Origin of the sequence: Streptomyces sp. Ag109_G2-15 (genome assembly GCF_900215565.1) — a bacterium.
GTDB classification, from domain to species: Bacteria; Actinomycetota; Actinomycetes; order Streptomycetales; family Streptomycetaceae; genus Streptomyces; species Streptomyces diastatochromogenes.
Window position 1 is genome coordinate 419,868 of the sequence record NZ_OCNI01000001.1, and the last position, 17,108, is coordinate 436,975.

A 17,108-nucleotide genomic window follows, 5' to 3' on the forward strand; every position below is an offset into this window, starting at 1 on the left:
GAAACCAGGACAGTGGACAAGTACCGGACGAATCCCCCACATCATCCCACATCCCCCGCATCGTTGCTGGTCACTGACGTCCCGTCACCCGAATGGACCCCCCAACAGGCGCCATCTCATATCTGAGATAGCCTCAACCTCATGGCAGACGACTACCTCGTACGCATCGGCAAGCTCATCCGTGACGCCCGGCAACACCGTGGCTGGACACAGACGCAGCTCGCGGAGGCGCTCGGCACCAGCCAGAGCGCCGTCAACCGCATCGAGCGCGGGAACCAGAACATCAGCCTTGAGATGATCGCCCGCATCGGTGAGGCCCTGGACAGCGAGATCGTGTCCCTGGGCTATGCGGGTCCGATGCACCTGCGCGTGGTCGGCGGCCGTCGGCTCTCCGGCGCCATCGACGTGAAGACCAGCAAGAACGCGTGCGTCGCCCTGCTGTGCGCCTCGCTGCTGAACAAGGGGCGCACCGTGCTGCGCCGGGTGGCCCGGATCGAGGAGGTGTACCGCCTGCTGGAGGTGCTCAACTCCATCGGCGTGCGCACCCGCTGGATCAACGACGGGGTCGACCTGGAACTGGTGCCCCCGGCCGAGCTGGAGATGGCGGCGATCGACGCGGAGGCGGCCGTCCGCACCCGCTCGATCATCATGTTCCTGGGTCCGCTGCTGCACCGCATGGACGCCTTCAAGCTGCCGTACGCCGGCGGCTGCGACCTCGGTACGCGCACCATCGAGCCGCACATGATCGCGCTGCGCCGGTTCGGTCTGGACATCGCGGCCACCGAGGGTCAGTACCACGCGCGGGTCGACCGCACGGTCCGCCCCGACCGCCCGATCGTGCTGACCGAGCGCGGCGACACCGTGACCGAGAACGCGCTGCTGGCCGCCGCCCGGCACGACGGCGTGACGGTCATCCGCAACGCCTCCTCCAACTACATGGTCCAGGACCTCTGCTTCTTCCTGGAGGCGCTGGGCGTCAAGGTCGAGGGCATCGGCACCACCACACTCACCGTGCACGGCGTGCCGAACATCGACGTCGACGTCGACTACTCCCCCTCCGAGGACCCGGTCGAGGCGATGAGTCTGCTGGCCGCCGCGGTCGTCACGGAGTCGGAACTGACCGTCCGCCGCGTCCCCATCGAGTTCCTGGAGATCGAGCTGGCGGTCCTGGAGGAGATGGGCCTCGACCACGACCGCAGCCCCGAGTACTTCGCGGACAACGGCCGTACCCGGCTGGTGGACCTCACCGTCCGCCCCTCCAAGCTCGAAGCCCCGATCGACAAGATCCACCCCATGCCCTTCCCGGGCCTGAACATCGACAACGTCCCCTTCTTCGCGGCCATCGCGGCGGTCGCGCAGGGCCAGACGCTGATCCACGACTGGGTCTACGACAACCGCGCGATCTACCTGACCGACCTCAACCGCCTCGGCGGCCGCCTCCAGTTGCTCGACCCGCACCGCGTCCTGGTCGAGGGCCCGACCCGCTGGCGCGCCGCCGAGATGATGTGCCCGCCCGCCCTGCGCCCCGCCGTGGTGGTCCTGCTGGCGATGATGGCGGCGGAGGGCACGTCGGTCCTGCGCAACGTGTACGTCATCAACCGGGGTTACGAGGACCTCGCGGAGCGCCTGAACTCGATCGGGGCGCAGATCGAGATCTTCCGGGACATCTGAGCGCGCTTCGAAGGAACGCCGCCGCCCCTTGCGTGACCTGCGTGGTGCAGGCCTCGCCAGGGTGCGGCGGCGCCTTACTCAAATCCATCTCGCGCACTTCCGGCATGGCATAGACGGAGCCGACCGAAACATCAGCGACGATGCTCACATCTCCACAGGAACCGATAACGTAACCTTCCGTTCCGTGGCCGACGCGCACGAACGCGTCGTCAGCGGGTACCGCAGGTAGGCCGTATGCCGAAAGAGCTTCTTCGGCGTCCTCCGGGATGCTCCAGCCAGTCCACAACCGCGTCTCTCGGAAAGCTCAAGAAATCACAGCCTCGGCCTGCGGGTCGTAGCAGACCAGACCGTGCTTACGCGCCAGAGCAGTAAGAGCCCGCGCCATCACCTGCTGCCTGGACCACGAAATACTTGCCACAACGTAGGCATCACTGTAGTAAAGAGGACTCATCCAGGGAGAATTATCCATATTCTCCTCAGTGAGATCCGGGAACACCTTTACCACGTCGGCCAAAAAATCGCCAACCGCCGAATTCGGCGCAACAACGTCAGAGGCCTCGTCGAGAATCGACCGGTAAATTTCAAGCGCGGTCGAAGCGTCAACCGGATCCTTGGAGTACCAAAACGCTAGATCAAAGCTCATCACTCGACTCCCATCGAACATCGGACCTGTCCGTGCCGCCAGTTATTTCTCGGCCGGGGGATCCTGCGGCACCCAGGCGTCAAAGACGCCATACAGTTCGATCCCATTTGTCGTGACGGCGGTATTCCCTGGCTTGTTCAGCCATTCATCGAAGCGCTTCTGATCAGGATTACGACCTGCAGATGCCCCCTTTGTTTCGATTCCATACCAGTGGCCGTCAATGTTCGCCAGCCCATCATATTTCCGCAGCTTGAAGCCGGGTACTCGAACTCCCGTCTCCCGACGCACGACGTCAACACCTTCGGTTTCCAGATGCTCCCAGACCGTCTGTTCGTTGTTCGCACCTGGCTGAGCACCGGTTGTGCCAGCGTAGTGACCACTTTTATCCCGAATGGATCCATCGGGATGCAGGTATGTGCCGTCGCCGAGATCAATCCGACAACTCTCGCCGTCGGTGTTATGCACCAAGATCGGGACGTCGCCTGCCAGCACATAGTACGTGTGGAGTTGCTGGACGGTGAGGTTGTACATGTCCGCTGCGCCTGGGCGCACCCGGACGGTGAGGATGCGGACGTGCCGGTTTGTGGCGGTCTCCAGGACGTGATGGGTCTTGAGGCGGCCTGCCGGGACCCAGGTGTGGTCCGTGTCGTCCCAGAAGGGATGACGGGAGGTGGTGTGAATGGTCCGGGAGTGGCCGGGTGCCGTCTCGACCCTGAGGTCGATGAGGTCCTTGTCGTGGTTGACGAACCTGGCGAGGACCTTGCGGGGACCTTGATGCTTGCCAGTGTCGGGATCAGCGGCTTCGACATGGTCGCCGATCTTGATCTTCCCTATCGGCTTCGTCTTGCCGTCGGCCAGGAGCACGCGCGTCGTGGGAGTGAAGCTGCACCCCGTCGGCTCCACCGGCTCCACGCCCTCGTTCGCGCCGCTGAACGCCGAGTTCAAGGCGTTTCCGAGGCTGCTGACCCCGCTGACGCAGGCCGGTCCGATGACCGGGCCGCCTTCCGTGCAGGCCACGCCGGCGGGAACTGCGACGACCAGGCTTCCTATGACCGAGGCGACCACTTCGTAGTCGTGGATCTTCTGAGAGAGCGTCTCGGCAGCGGCGGCCTTCTGGATGCGGTGGTAGCCGTCGGGGTTCTCGAAACAGGCACGGTTGCAGCTCTGCATGCCCCCGTGTCCACCGTGGTGACCGCCTCCACTCTTGTGATGCGACGGGTGCACGGGGTCGGGGTTGCAGCCTCCTGCCTGGAGCCTGCAGTCGCCGCCACCGTCAAGCGTCAGGCCGGTGGGGTCGCTGTTGGTGAGGGGGTTGTCGGCGGCGTAGGTGTAGCCGCCCAGTTGCTGGGGGCTGGTGGCTTCGAAGACGGGGTCGACGCTGATGAACCGGCCGAGCGTGGGGTCGTACTTGCGGGCGCCGATGTCGGTGTAGCCGGTGCTCGTGTCCTGGGGTTTGCCGAGGTAGGAGCGCGTGGGGTCGGGCCAGGCGGCGGAGTTGGCGCTGGCGCGTGGCTGTCCGTAGGGGGTGTACTGCTGGCGGGCGACCTGCTGGGTGGTGGCGTCCATGGCCAGGGTCGCGGTGCCATGGGCGTCGTTGAACAGATACTTCAGTCCGCCGCCCGAGAGGCTGGAGCGGATCGCCATGGGCATGCCGCTGCCGCCGTGGCTGTAAGCGCGGACCGCGCCGAGCAGGACGCTGGGGGTGACGCTGGTGTTGACGACGATCTCGGTGTCGCCGGCGAACAGGGTGGTCTGGCCGGGATCGCGACGGATGAGCTGGTTGCCGTCGGCGTCGTAGAGGTACTTGGTGGTCGTCGGGCTGGAGCCGCCGGTGTCCACCTGAGCCAGGTGGCTCTCGTCGTCCCAGGTCAACGTCTGGCCCGGGCCGTTGGTGGGGACGCGGGTGTGCAGGTTGCCGTCTTCGTCGTAGGCGAAGTTGGTGGGGTTGGTGCCGCCGGTGGTGGCGGTCAGGGTGTGGGGCTGGGCGCCGGTGGGCGTGCAGTTGGTGGAGCAGCCGTCGGTGTAGGTGGTGGTGCTGGTGGTGCCGCTGCTGCCGATGGCGTGGTCGACGCTCTGGTGGCGGTTGCCGATCGCGTCGTAGCTGAAGGACTGCCAGTAGGAACCGGGGCTGGTCGTGACGGTGCTGCTGGTGGGCGGGTTCGCGGTGCAGTTGTCGTTGGCGGTGCAGTTGTCGTTGGCGGTCCAGGCGTCGGTGAGCCGGTCCAGGGTGTCGTAGGCGAAGCACTGCTGGTCGGTGACGGTGTTGCCGGTCTCCGACTGCTGGTCGGTGGTGGAGGTGGGGTTGCCGGAGGCGTCGTAGGTGTACTTGGTGTCGTCGACCGTGGGGCCGGGGGCCTGGGTCCGCTCGACGAGACGGTCGGTCAGCCGACGGGTCTGGTCGTCGTAGCTGTACGTCGCCCACGCCGGGTTCGTCGAGGCGCCAAAGGTGACCTTGGACGGCTCGGCATAGTTCGAGTACACCGTCGCGCCGACGTAGGTGTTGATGCTGCTGCTGGTCTTCGTCGGGTTGCCCAGTGCGTCACGGTCGTAGGTGATCGTCTCGTTGTTCAGGCCCTGGGTGCGCGGGTCGGCCTGGGTCTTCAGCAGCTGGTCGTTGGTCGTGTACGTGTAGGTCGTGGTGTACGTCGACGGCAGCGGCGCCTCGGAGGCCGGCAGGGTGATCTTGGTGCCGGTGGGCTTGCCGAGGGTGGTGTAGCCGGTGGTGGCGACCGTGTAGCCGCCGGTGGTGCCCTGGACGTAGCGGGTGGAGGAGGTCGGCTGGCCGATCCGCAGGGTGTCGTACGCCCAGGAGGCGAACTGGAAGTTGGACTTGGATTTGTCCGTGCCGGTGAGCCTGCGGCCCAGGAGGTCGTAGGTGTAGTCGAGTTCGACCTTCTTGGCGTCGGTGGTGGAGGTCTGGTTGCCGGCGTCGTCGTAGCCGTAGCTGCTCCCGCCCGCGTCCGGGTCGGTCTGGGACTTCTTGCGGCCGAGCAGGTCGTAGTCGAACGTCCACACCGACTTGTCGGGGCCCGTGACCTGATGGCTTTGACCTGCGGCGGTGTAGCCATAGGTGGTGGCCGAGGTGGTACCACCCGTGGTGGTGAAGCCGGTGGCCGCGGTACCGGAGACGGTGGGCGGGGCGGTGTACTGGTCGAGTTCGGTCGCCTGGTCGCGGGAGTTGACGACCGTGGTGGTGGCCACCCCGCCCTTGGGCGGCAGGACGGTGGTCTTGTCCCCGGTGTAGGCGGTGGTCGTGGTCCAGGTCTTGGCGCCGTCGTGCTCCTCGGTCACCAGGTCGGCCCGGCCCTGCCCGTCGTAGTCGGTGACCGTGGTGTCCGGGATGGAGACCTGCGAGACCGAAACCAGCTTGCTCGCGGGGTTGCCGCCCACGTTGTAGGCGTTGTTGGTGGCAACCGTCCAGCCGTGCGAGTCGTACTGCGTGTCCGAGACCGTGGTGCTGGAGTTCTCCGCCGTCACCTGCGTCTGCAGCGGCCGCAGCATGGCGTCGCACAAGGTCTCGCTGTTCTGGTAACTCCCACTGTCCAGCAGTGTGTTGGTCGCGACGATCGACGGTGCCGACTGGGACAGGGTGTAGGTGTAGGTCATGTTCGCCGGCGCGCTGTTGGCCTTGGCCTCGTTCGGCAGCCACACGGCGGTCAAACGGCCCAGCGAGTCGTACGTCAGTGAGGTGAGCAGACCGGCCACGTCCGTCTTGCCGGTGGGCAGGGCCCGGCCCGGGTCCAGAGTGGTGGTGGCGAGCTCGCAGTCCTTGGAGGACGTGGTGGTCGCGGAGCAGTCCACACCGGGGGTGACCTGGGTGATGGTCGTGCTGCTGGTGGGCAGCGCGCCACTGCTCGGGGTGTAGGAGGTGAAGACGGTCTGCGCCAGGCTCTTGCCGTCCGGGGAGGTGGACTTGGGGGTGCGGGTGACCTTCGTGGCTCGGCCGTAGGAGTCGTACGTGGTGGCCGCCTGGTCCACGAAGGCGGTCGCGGTCGCGCCGCTGGCGGACGACGCCTTCTGGACCAGGGTCGCGTCACCGTGGTCGGGCAGGGCCGGGTTCTGCTGGCCGTCGCCGTCGTAGGCGAACGCGTGCCCGTCGTAGGAGGTGCGGGTGTCGGCGATCAGCGTGCCGCTGGGCGTGGCCCCGGCGCTGGAGCAGTCCTGGGCGGTCGTGATGGTCTCGGCGGGCACCACGAGGGTGTCTGCAGTGCCGGTGAGGTAGCGGGTGTAGGTGCACTTGGCGACGTTGTCGCTGTCGGCGGTCTCGCCCCGGTCGTCTTCCTGCACCGGCATACCGGTGGTCGGCTTGCCCAGGGTCGTGTTGTAGAAGCTGTCGGACTCTGTCTTGCGCCAGCCGTAGGAGACGGCTTCACGGGTGAGAGTCTTGGCGGTGCGGACCATCTGGGCCGTCAGGTCCGGCAGGCCGCTGCGGTTGCGGGTGGCCGTGGGGCCGATGATCGTGGGCACGGTGACGACGGCCTGGTTCAGGCTGCCGCCGGAGGCGGTGTAGGTGTCGCTCTCGAATTCCTCCCCGGCCAGCGCGTTGTTGTCCGCCACGCTGACCGTGCCGTCCTGGCTGGTCAGGTCGGGCACGGAGCGGGTCTTGCCGCCGGGCAGGGTGTCGCCGTTCATGCCCAGGAAGTAGTACGTCTTGGTCAGCGTCTTCTGGTCGTAGACCTTGGCGCCGTTGGTGTAGTGGAAGACGCTCGGGTCACCGGTGGTGACGTCCACCTCCGGATAACCGCGGGCCTGGCCCCAGGTGCGGTTCTTGGACTTGACGACCTCGTTGTCGTCGTAGTGCCAGCCCGGCTTGCCCTTGTAGGCGTAGTCCGTCTCCAGCTTGGGTTCGGTGCCGTCCTGGTAGGCGTTGTGCGTGTCCTCGGTCACCACGGAGGTCACCGGGTATGTGTAGAACCAGTCCAGCATCGGCGCCGGCTGCCCGTACGGGGTCCAGTACACCGGGAAGCACGGCAGGGTGTTGGTGGAGGCGAAGGTCTTGGCCGCCGCGTCCGTGGGGTCGTTGGGGTCGCTGGCGGGGGCGCTGGAGCAGTCCGGGCGGTCGTAGGTGACCGTCGTCTCGGCGCCCGTCTCGCTGGTGACCGTCTGGATGCGGTCGTGGTACATCAGCGGCATCTGCTGGATGGTGCCCACGCGGTTGGGCAGCTGCAGCGGCGGGTCGAAGCTCACCGCCGGCGTGGAGGTGCTGCCCGACGCCCCGCCCAGGGTGTCCAGGCCGGTGCGCTGGACGGAGTCCAGCCACAGGGTGGGGGCGTGGTCGCCGCCGTCGGGGAAGGACTCGGTGAAGCTGTACTTGTCGACCTGCTTGGTCGCACCACCCGTCTGGATCTGCGTCGTGATCGCCGTCAGCCGCTTGCGCGACCAGAAACTCGGGCCGTGGTTGGTGCAGTTGGACGAGCCGGAGGTGCAGTTCAGGTCTACCGGCACATCCGGCCAGTACGCGGCATTGGCGGCGGTGAACTGGCTGTCCGCGCAGGTGTTGCCCGACGGAGTGCCCGGGATGCAGCGTTCCGCGGTGTCGAAGAGGATCTGCTCCGGGGCGGTGCCCGAGTAGACCGTCGAGGACGTCATGCCGTAGTCGATGCGGGACAGGGTGCCGCCGCGCGTGTAGGAGACCGCGGTGTCCTTCATGTCCGCGCCGTAGTAGCCCGTTTCCGGGCTGTAGTACCAGGCGGTGGCGTTCCCGTGCAGGTCGACCGCGTAGTCCAGGTTGAAGCGGAAGCCCAGCGTGCAGGACGTCGACGCGAAGTCCGTGCTGTCCGGGCACGCCGACACACCGCCGTGCGCGTGGTAGACCGGCACCGTCCACGCCGACTTGGTCTCGTCCTTGCCCGACGACCAGCCCGGCAGCCGGTTGAGCCCGAAGAAGTACTGCACGCCCCCTTCGGTGACCTTGAAGTACTCCCCGTTCGCCGTGCCGTTCGTGGCGTTGGTCAAGTTCTCGATCTTGGTGGTGGAGTCGTCGTCGACCGGGCGGAAGGTCTTGGAGCTGTCGTCGTAGACGATCTGGGTGGACTTGCCGTTCAGGGACAGGGTGAGGATCTGACCCGCCCAGCACTCGTCCCCGTCGTTCTTCGGCGCGCCCGAGGACGAATCGTCGTCGCACGACTTGTAGGTGCGCTCGATGTAGTTCTCCGTCGAGCTCCACCCGTCGCCCAGCCACGAAGACTGGTTGTTCGTCCCCTCCGTGCGGGCGTCCTGGCTGGAGGAGTCGTACGACAGGTCCACCTTCGGCGCTGCTCCGCCGATGGCCGCGGGCACCGTGATCGGGTAGTCGTAGGTGAAGGAGCCGGTGTTCCCCGAGGTGGACCAAGAGCCGCCGGGCGACAGGCTCGTCGCCGAGTAGTCACCGGCGGAACCCGAGGTGCCCGACGTCGCGGCCATGACAACCAGCGGGCTGGGTGAAGTCATTGCCGAGTGAGGAGAGAGGGTGACCCCGGAAGCGGCCGAGGCTGCACCAGGTATGGAGACCTGGGCGGACAGCGGTGCACCCGGGGTCGCGCGCACCGGAGTCTGTGTCTGGCAGTGCGTCAGCTTCGGTGCGGTCAGGGCGCACTCGGGCAGCTGGACGAGGTGGAGACGGGAGGCGAAGTCGCCGCCGAAGGCGTAGCGGAACGACGAGTCGTCCACGCGCAGGGCGACCTTGCCGCCGCCGGGGCCGGTGCGCTGCAGGGTGAAGAGCACACCGTGGACACCGGCGGCGCGCGCGGCCTTCTGGTCCAGCACGGTCACCCGCACCCGCTGTGACCGGGCGACGGCGGCCGCCTGGGGGTGGGCACCCGCGGCGGCACCGAGCAGAACAGGCGTGTCTCCCGCCCGTACCTGGGTCGCCTTGGCGCTCAGGCGCGCGGAAGCGGCCGCGACGGGCAGGGTGACCTCGGCGCTGCCCGGCGCGGGGAGCTTCGCGTGCACGGCGGGGTCGAAGTGCTTGAACCCCTTGTGCGCGGGGACGCGCTTCGGCGTGGCGTGAGTGAAGGGGATCCGCTTGTCGTGCGGAGCGGGCGGCGCCGACACGTGGCGCTTCTCCACCGTGGCAGCGGTGGCCATACCCGAGGGCAGCAGCCCCACCAGCAAGGCTCCTGCCGTCACCACTGCCGTGCGATGAGCTCTCCGGACTGCCCAGGCCGCCCGAACACGTCTCCACCCCGTTGCCCGCGCCATGCGGTGTGTCCCCCTCGTCGGTCCCACAACGCGCAGCTCACCTGTGGCTTAAGCAGTTTGAGTGCGCGTCAAAAAAGGAGGCACTGTCGATCAAGGCCTCCTGCGGAGCATCACGCTAGGGCTTGAGATCGACACGACATGCAAAGCATCTCCACACAGAGTGCAAAGGAATCACCCATGTTGGATCCCAAGCCGACCCGCATGCATCAAAAACGGACCCTGCACGTGACGGGGCGCCGGAGCGCTGCCGACAGGCGATTGTCAGTGGCTGATGTCACGCTGGGTACACACTGTGTCCACGAAAGGCAACGATCGCGATGATCACCACGGACTTCGCCCCAGGTTCCCCCTGCTGGCTCGACCTCGGCACACCCGACGTCCGCACCGCCGCGGCCTTCTACAGCGCCGTGCTCGGGTGGGAGTACCAGTCCATGGGCGAGGGGGAGGACATGGAAGGCGGTATGTTCCGGAAGGACGGCAAGATCGTCAGCGGGCTCGGCAAGCTCACCGAGGAGGGCGCGCGCTCGGCCTGGATGATCTACTACAGCGTCACCGACGCGGACGCCACGACCCAGGCAGTGGAGCGCGCGGGCGGCACGGTGCGGGTGGCGCCCACGGACCTCGGCGACTGGGGCCGGATGGCGCAGTACAGCGACCCGCTGGGGGGCCAGTTCGCCGCCTGGCAGCCCGGGACGGACAAGGGCGTCGAGCTGGTGGACCAGCCGGGCTCGCTGTCCTGGACCGAGCTGTACACGAGCGACGCCACGGCCGCGAAGGAGTTCTACGGCGGCGTCTTCGGCTGGCGGTTCAGCGACATGGAGCTGCCCGGCGGCGGGGGTACATACTCACTCATCACCCCCGCCGGGCTTCCCGAGGACCGCATGCAGGGCGGCCTCATGGAACTCCCCGGGGAGCACCTCGGCCTGGCGAGCGGACGGCCGTACTGGCACCCGGTCTTCCATGTCACCGACTGCGACACCGCGGTCGCCAAGGTCACCGAGAACGGCGGCAGCGTGCAGATGGGGCCCGAGGACGTGGAGGGCGTCGGCCGGCTGGCCGTCTGTCTGGACCCGTCGAAGGCCGACTTCGTGGTGCTCACCCCGGCCCGGAGCTGAGCCCCGACTTCCGCGACCTCGAACACAGGCTCACCGAGCAGCGAGGAGGCGACTGATGGCCTACGACGAGGGGCTGGCCGAGCGGATCCGTGAACAGCTCGGCGCGGATCCCGACATCGCCGAGAAGCGCATGTTCGGCGGAATCGCCTTCCTGCACCGGGGCAACATGGCCGTCGGTGTCACCGGCGACGACCTCATGGTCCGCGTCGGCCCGGACGCCACCGACGCGGCCCTGGCCCGGCCGGGGGCACGGCTCTTCGACATGACGGGCCGCCCGATGCGCGGCTGGGTGGTGGTCGCGGGCTCAGCCGTCGCGGAGGACGACGTCCTGGGCGAGTGGATCGACGAGGGCCGCGCCTTCGCGGCAGGTCTGCCGCCCAAGTAGGAGTCCGCGCCCGCTCGGCAGCACCCGGCCTGTCCCCGCGGCCGGAAGTGATCGGTCGAACCACCAGGAAACGCGGTGATCGTGGTACACCGCACGGCAGTTGCCGCCCCCCTTCCCTGGCATGAAGGACGCACGTGCAGATGAGTGAGCCCAAACGAGTGAGCTTTGGCCTCAAGACCACCCCGATGCATGTCGACTACGACGACATCCTGCGGGTGTGGCTCGAGGCGGACGAGATTTCCGAGATCGAGCACGCCTGGCTGTGGGACCACATGCTTCCCCTGGCCGGTCCGAAGGACGGGAAGATCTACGAGGGCTGGACGCTCCTGGCCGCGCTGGCCGCGCAGACGCGGCGCCTGCGGCTCGGGCTTCTGGTCACCAGCAACCGCATCCGCCAGCCGGCGGTGCTCGGCAAGATGGCCACCACCGTCGACGTCGTGTCCCGGGGCCGGTTGGTGATGGGCCTCGGCGTGGGCGGCACGCACCAGCCCGCGGGCGCCGGCGGAATCGCCGGTGACAACCCGGCCGTCGCCGAGTACGAGGCGTACGGGCTCACCCTGGTGCCGCCGCGCGAGGGTATCGAGCGGCTGGAGGAGACCGTCACGATTCTCAAGCGGATGTGGACCGAGAAGGAGTTCGACTTCGAGGGCCGCTACTACACGCTGAAGGGCAACCGCAACGAGCCCAAGCCCGTCCAGCCGTCGGGGCCGCCTCTGCTCATCGGCGGCTGGGGCAACAAGACGCTGCGGCTCGTCGCGGAACACGCCGACGTCTGGAACATCCCCGGCCCGCCGCACAACCAGATCGACTACATCACCGAGCGCTCCCGCGTCCTGGACGAACACTGCGCGGCCATCGGGCGGGACCCGTCCGAGATCAGCAGGTCCGTCCAGGTCGTCATCTCCTACGACAACATCGAGGCCTCCCGCCGCCAGGTGCTCGAACTCGTCCACGCCGGCCTCGACCACATCGTCCTGAGCCTGCCGCGCGGCTACCCGCAGGGCGTGGCCCAGTGGCTGACGGACGAGATCATCAAGCCGGTGCGGGCGGAACTCCCGGACGCATAGCGCCACTTCGCCACTCCGGGCCCGGCCTACTGAAGCAGGCCGGGCCCTTTTTCCGTAACGGACGGTGGTGCTTTACATCGAATCGATGTCTATATCGATTCGATGTGACCTATGAGACGATGGACGCATGCTGGAACTCGCGATCCTCGGCTTCCTCGCAGAAGGCCCCCTGCCCGGGCACGAGCTGCGCCGCCGTGTCTCCCAGCTGATCGGCTACACCCGGCCGGTCAGCGACGGCAGCCTCTACCCGGCGATCAACCGCCTCGCCAAGGCCGGCCTGCTGGAGCGCCGGGCCGATCCCCGCGCGGGCGCGGCCCGGTATCTGCTCAGTCTGAGCGGGGTCGGCCGTGCGGACATGTACGAACGGCTGCGCAGGCCCGCCGAGCACGAGATCACCGACTTCAGCCGGTTCCAGACGGTCCTGGCGTTCCTCTCCCTGCTTCCCGACGTGCGCGAACAGCACGCGGTGCTGCGCAGGCGGCTGGCGTTCCTGGAGGAGCCGGCGAGCTTCTTCTACGACGGTGACCGGCCCGTGCGCGCGGAGGAGGTCGCCGACCCCTACCGGCGCGGGCTGCTCCTGACCGCCCGCGCCACCAGCCGCGCCGAACGCGCCTGGCTCCGCGAAGTCCTCGGCGAGGACACCCCCGAGAACCCCTGAGAGACATCGGAGGAACCCCTCATGCTCGCCTCCTGGTACGACCGGCAAGGCCCCGCCGCCGAGGTGTTGCGCGTCGGCGAGCTGCCCGATCCCGAGCCCGGGCCCGGTGAGGTCCGCGTCCGCGTGACCGTGTCGGGCGTCAATCCCGGTGACACCAAGAAGCGGCGCGGCTGGCTCGGCTCAGCCATGCCATATCCGCGCGTGATTCCGCACAGCGACGCCGCCGGGGTCGTCGACGCCGTCGGGGACGGGGTGGACGGGCGCCGGGTCGGGCAGCGGGTGTGGGTGTACGGCGCCCAGTCCTACCGGGCCTTCGGCACCGCCGCCCAGTACACCGTCGTACCCGACCGTCAAGCGGTCCCCCTGCCCGGCCACCTGAGCGACGGACTCGGCGCGAGCCTCGGCATCCCCGGCATCACCGCCCACCGGTCCGTGTTCGCCGACGGCCCGGTCGACGGCCGGCTCGTGCTCGTGCACGGTGTCCTCGGTGGTGTCGGTTCCCTGGCCGCGCAGCTCGCCCGGTGGGGCGGCGCCATCGTGATCGGCACCGTGCGGCGCGGCAGCGACCTCGATCACGTCGACCCGGCCGTCGTGTCCCACGCCGTGGCCCTGGACGCCGGCGACCCGGCGGCCGCGATCCGGTCGTACGCGCCCGACGGCGTCCACCGCATCGTCGAGGTGTCGCTCTCCGCCAACGCCGACCTCGACAACGCCGTGGCCGCGCTCGACGCCGTCATCGCCGCCTACGGCACCCACGCCGACCGGACCGAACTCCCCTTCTGGCCCCTGCTGTTCAACAACGTCACGCTGCGCCTGCTCGGCAGTGACGACTTCCCCGACGAGGCGAAGCGGCAGGCGGCCCGTGACCTCACCGCCGCGGCCGCGGTCGGTGCGCTCACGGTCGATGTCGGTGCCCGCTACGCGCTTCAGGACATCGCCGAGGCCCATGACCGCGTCGACGCCGGTGGCCGGGGCCGGGTCCTGGTCACCGTCCCGCACTGACCGGCACAGGGCCGACGGCGGTGGAGTGTCAGCTCAGGGCGGACGCCGACGGGACGACCACCCCGTAGAGGTCCTCGATCGTGGCGAGGGCGCCGTGGTGGAGCTGCTCGGCGCTCACCTCGGCCACCGCGGTGCGCAGCGGACGGGTCGCCGAGGCGTCGGCCACGACCGTGGGCCGGTTGCCGCGCAGGAACGCGCCCTGGGAGGTGAAGGCCACGCACATGTGGGTCATGAAGCCGGCGATGACGACGTCCTTGTGGCCGGCGGCGTCGACGTGGTCGGCCAGGTCGGTGCCGAGGAAGGCGTCGGGCAGCTGCTTGACGACTACCGGCTCGCCGTCGGCCGGTGCGACGCGGGGGTGGATCTGGCCGATCTCGGCGCGGATGTCGTACGGGGTTCCCTCGCCGCCGTCGTTGATGACGTGGATGACCTGCGTACCGGCCGCGCGGGCCCGGGCGAGGAGGTCGGCGGCGGCGTCGAGGGCCTCCTGCCAGCCCGCCAGCTCCATCACGCCGCGGGTGTAGGTGCTCTGGTAGTCGATCAGGATCACGGTGGCGTCGGCCAGCGAGGCCGGGGTCTGGTCGAATCCGTTGAGTTCACGAAGAGTTGTGGTAGTCACGGCTCCACGCTAGGAGCCGCCCGGCACGGCCACAACGTCATGTAACTTGCAGATCCGGACACCCGCTGGGGAGACCCTCGGCTCACCGACCGGACGGAGCCCATGGGCAGCGTCAACCGCCTCATCGTCATCATGCTCTTCACCGACGTCGACCTGCTGGACGTCACCGGTCCCCCGGAGGTCTTCTCGCTGCTCCGGCGGGAGACGGACGACGAGACGGGGTATCAGGTCGTCCTGGCCGCCGAGACCATGGACCCGGTCACCACCGCGGCCGGGGTGCGCGTCCTGCCCGACACCACGTTCCGGGAGGTGTCCGGGCGCGCCATCGACACGCTTCTGGTGCCCGGCGCGGTCGACGTCGACGACCAGCGGCGGGTGCGCGCCCTCACCGATCCCGCCGTCGTCTCCTGGGTGAAGGAACTCGCCGGCCGGTCCCGGCGCGTCGCCTCCGTCTGTGTCGGCGCGCACCTCCTCGCCGCCGCCGGGCTGCTGGACGGCAAGCGCGCCACCACGCACTGGTCGACCGCGCAGCAGCTGGCCGCCGACCATCCGGCGGTCGAGGTCGACGCCGATCCCATCTTCATCCGGGAGGGCGCCGTGTGGACGGGTGCGGGCATCACCGCCTGCCTCGATCTGTCGCTCGCCCTGGTCGCCGAGGACTTCGGCGAGGCCGCCGCCCTGCGCGTCGCCCGGCAGCTGGTGATGTACCTGAAACGGCCCAGCGGGCAGAGCCAGTTCAGCGTCCCCATCGAGCCGGTGTCGACCACACGGCGGATGGACGACCTGCGGCACCACATCAGCCGGCACCTCGACGCTCCGCTGACCCTCGCCGACCTCGCCGAGTACGCCCACGTCAGCGAGCGGCAGCTCACCAGGATCTTCAGGACCGAACTCGGCGTGACCCCCGCCGCCTACGTCGAGAGCGCCCGCGTGGAGGTGGCCCGCAACCAGCTGGAGACCTCGGACGACACCCTCGAACGCGTGGCGTCCGCCTGCGGTTTCGGCACCGTCGACACCCTGATCCGCGCGTTCCGGCGCAGGCTCGACACGACGCCGACGGAGTACCGGAGCCGGTTCCGGCACTCCGTCTAGCAGTCCCGTACGTCACCCGGCCGGCACCGGGACCCGGTCCCGCCACGGGATGCGGGTGGCGGTCAGGGTGACGATCAGGGCCGAGGCCGCGACCGTGGCCATGCCCAGGGTCAGACCGCCGGCGCCCGCGACGAAGCCGATCAGGGCGGGGCCGGCCAGCAGTCCCGTCGTCCCCATCGCGGCGACCAGGGCCAGCGCGTCCGAGCCGCGTTCGGCGGCGGCGACGTACACGCACGGCGTCACGGCGGCCGCGCCGAGACCGACGCAGGCGAACCCGAGAAGGGTGGGCACCACCCCGCCGGCCGGCAGGGCGAGGGCCAGGCCGAGGCCGGCCACGGCGCTGCCGGTGCGCACCACGTGTCCGTCGCCCCAGCGGCTGCGCCAGCGGTCCGCGCGCACCCGGGCGAGCAGCATCATGACCGAGACGACCGCGATCCCGAGCGGCGCCACCGCCGAGGGGGCCTTCACGACGTCCTTCATGTAGAGGGTCGACCAGTCGTTCATGGCGCCCTCGGTGATGGTGCCGAAGGCCATGGCGCAGCCCATCAGCAGGGTCTTCCCGGACGGCAGGGTCAGGCGGGTCCGCTGCTTGGGTGTGTCCGGGGTCGCGGTGTGCGGCAAGAGGCCCTGGCGCGCGTACACCAGCAGAAGCAGCAACAGCACCGCCGCCACCGCGAAGTGCGCCGGAACGGACGCCGTGACACCGGTGATGCCGGACGCCAGCAGCGCGGCGCCCAGCAGGCCCGCGCTGAACGTGGCGTGCAGCTGGGACATGGCGGTGCGGCCGTACGCCGTCTCCAGGGCGGCGCCCTGGGCGTTCATGGCGACGTTCAGGCAGCCGACGGCGACACCGTCACCGCAGATGACCAGCAGGGCGAGCGGGTAGTTCGGCACCACCGAGAGGGCCGCCAGCAGCGCCACCAGGCAGAGGGCAGAAACGAGGGAAAGGCGCCGGGAGCCGAGCCTGCGCATCAGGACGGCGACGAGCGGGAAGGAGGCCGCCGCGCCCGCGCCGCAGGCCATCAGCAGCAGCCCCAGTTCACCGGCGCCCAGGTCCAGCCTGGTCTTCAGCGCGGGGAGCCGGGCGGCCCAGGTGGCGTACTGGAACCCGAGGAAGCAGAACAGCGCCGCGATCGCCCACTTGGCGCGGCGGAAACCGGCGACGTCCGACATCAGCTCGCCTCCCGGTACGCGGCCACCCGGGCCGACATGTACACCGCGTCGCTGCCGTAGCCCGACGGCAGCCGGGCCTCGCGGTGCGCCCGGTAGCCGTTGGCCCGCCAGAAGGGCTCCTTGCCGCCGACCGCGATCAGCGACATCGTCCGGAAGCCGCGGGTGCCGGCCGCGTCCGCCAGGTGGCGCACCAGCCGGCTGCCCAGCCCCCTGCGCCGCAGGGGCGCGCTGACGACGAGGTCGTGCAGGTGGAGGTTGGCCGAGCGGTGGGTCACGCGCTCCGGCCGGGTCAGGTCCGGGTAGCGGAACATCGGGTACGGCAGGGCCAGGACGTATCCCGCGATCCGGCCGTCGAGGTCCAGGACGAAGCAGGTGCCCGCCGCGGCCCGGGACCGCAGCGCGGCCTCGCCCTCCGTCAGCGCGGTGTCCGCGTACGCCCCGGCCTCCAGGGCGGCGACCTGGGGCCAGTCGGCCTCGGTGATGCCCCGTAGGAGGTCTGTCATG

12 protein-coding genes are annotated in these 17,108 nt (G+C 69.1%); 7 read left to right on the forward strand and 5 right to left on the reverse strand.

The window, feature by feature from the left end:
* Positions 1-141 precede the first annotated feature (141 nt).
* Positions 142-1,671 (forward strand): UDP-N-acetylglucosamine 1-carboxyvinyltransferase, encoded by a 1,530-nt coding sequence (locus CRP49_RS01755; protein WP_097251838.1) that lies wholly within the window; start codon positions 142-144, stop codon positions 1,669-1,671.
* Positions 1,672-1,975: 304 nt separating this feature from the next.
* Here CRP49_RS01755 and CRP49_RS01760 read toward each other — a convergent pair whose 3' ends face one another.
* Together CRP49_RS01760 and CRP49_RS01765 are read right to left on the reverse strand one after the other, a co-directional pair.
* Positions 1,976-2,314, reverse strand: coding sequence for a hypothetical protein (locus CRP49_RS01760; protein WP_101418637.1), 339 nt, complete (start codon positions 2,312-2,314; stop codon positions 1,976-1,978).
* A gap of 42 nt (positions 2,315-2,356) precedes the next feature.
* Positions 2,357-9,400, reverse strand: coding sequence for a polymorphic toxin-type HINT domain-containing protein (locus tag CRP49_RS01765; RefSeq protein ID WP_097251840.1), 7,044 nt, complete (start codon positions 9,398-9,400; stop codon positions 2,357-2,359).
* Between the two features lie 410 nt (positions 9,401-9,810).
* Between CRP49_RS01765 and CRP49_RS01770 the strand changes: the two genes are divergently transcribed.
* From CRP49_RS01770 to CRP49_RS01790, 5 genes are all read left to right on the forward strand, one after another.
* Positions 9,811-10,608, forward strand: coding sequence for a VOC family protein (locus tag CRP49_RS01770; protein ID WP_097251841.1), 798 nt, complete (start codon positions 9,811-9,813; stop codon positions 10,606-10,608).
* A gap of 55 nt (positions 10,609-10,663) precedes the next feature.
* A complete protein-coding gene (locus CRP49_RS01775; RefSeq protein WP_097251842.1) occupies positions 10,664-10,993 on the forward strand; it encodes a TfoX/Sxy family protein in 330 nt (109 codons plus the stop codon).
* Between the two features lie 140 nt (positions 10,994-11,133).
* The gene (locus CRP49_RS01780; RefSeq protein WP_218892952.1) at positions 11,134-12,060 is read left to right on the forward strand and encodes an LLM class flavin-dependent oxidoreductase; all 927 of its coding nucleotides are present in this window, start codon (positions 11,134-11,136) and stop codon (positions 12,058-12,060) included.
* Between the two features lie 127 nt (positions 12,061-12,187).
* Positions 12,188-12,718 (forward strand): PadR family transcriptional regulator, encoded by a 531-nt coding sequence (locus CRP49_RS01785; RefSeq protein WP_097251843.1) that lies wholly within the window; start codon positions 12,188-12,190, stop codon positions 12,716-12,718.
* A gap of 21 nt (positions 12,719-12,739) precedes the next feature.
* On the forward strand, positions 12,740-13,720 hold the full coding sequence (locus tag CRP49_RS01790; protein ID WP_097251844.1) for an NADPH:quinone reductase: 981 nt from the start codon (positions 12,740-12,742) through the stop codon (positions 13,718-13,720).
* Positions 13,721-13,748: 28 nt separating this feature from the next.
* On the opposite strand, the gene CRP49_RS01795 is transcribed toward CRP49_RS01790, so the two are convergent.
* On the reverse strand, positions 13,749-14,339 hold the full coding sequence (locus CRP49_RS01795; RefSeq protein ID WP_097251845.1) for an isochorismatase family protein: 591 nt from the start codon (positions 14,337-14,339) through the stop codon (positions 13,749-13,751).
* A 102-nt stretch (positions 14,340-14,441) separates the two neighbouring features.
* Here CRP49_RS01795 and CRP49_RS01800 point away from each other — a divergent pair, with 102 nt between their 5' ends.
* Positions 14,442-15,431: a GlxA family transcriptional regulator gene (locus tag CRP49_RS01800; RefSeq protein WP_179851469.1), complete on the forward strand. Its 990-nt coding sequence runs from the start codon at positions 14,442-14,444 to the stop codon at positions 15,429-15,431.
* Between the two features lie 12 nt (positions 15,432-15,443).
* Here the strand turns inward: CRP49_RS01800 and CRP49_RS01805 are convergent, their stop codons facing one another.
* Both CRP49_RS01805 and CRP49_RS01810 read right to left on the reverse strand, forming a co-directional pair.
* The gene (locus CRP49_RS01805) at positions 15,444-16,604 is read right to left on the reverse strand and encodes an MFS transporter (protein WP_097251846.1); all 1,161 of its coding nucleotides are present in this window, start codon (positions 16,602-16,604) and stop codon (positions 15,444-15,446) included.
* On the reverse strand, positions 16,604-17,107 hold the full coding sequence (locus CRP49_RS01810; RefSeq protein ID WP_097251847.1) for a GNAT family N-acetyltransferase: 504 nt from the start codon (positions 17,105-17,107) through the stop codon (positions 16,604-16,606). The genes CRP49_RS01805 and CRP49_RS01810 overlap by 1 nt, the downstream gene beginning before the upstream one ends.
* Position 17,108: the final 1 nt, after the last annotated feature.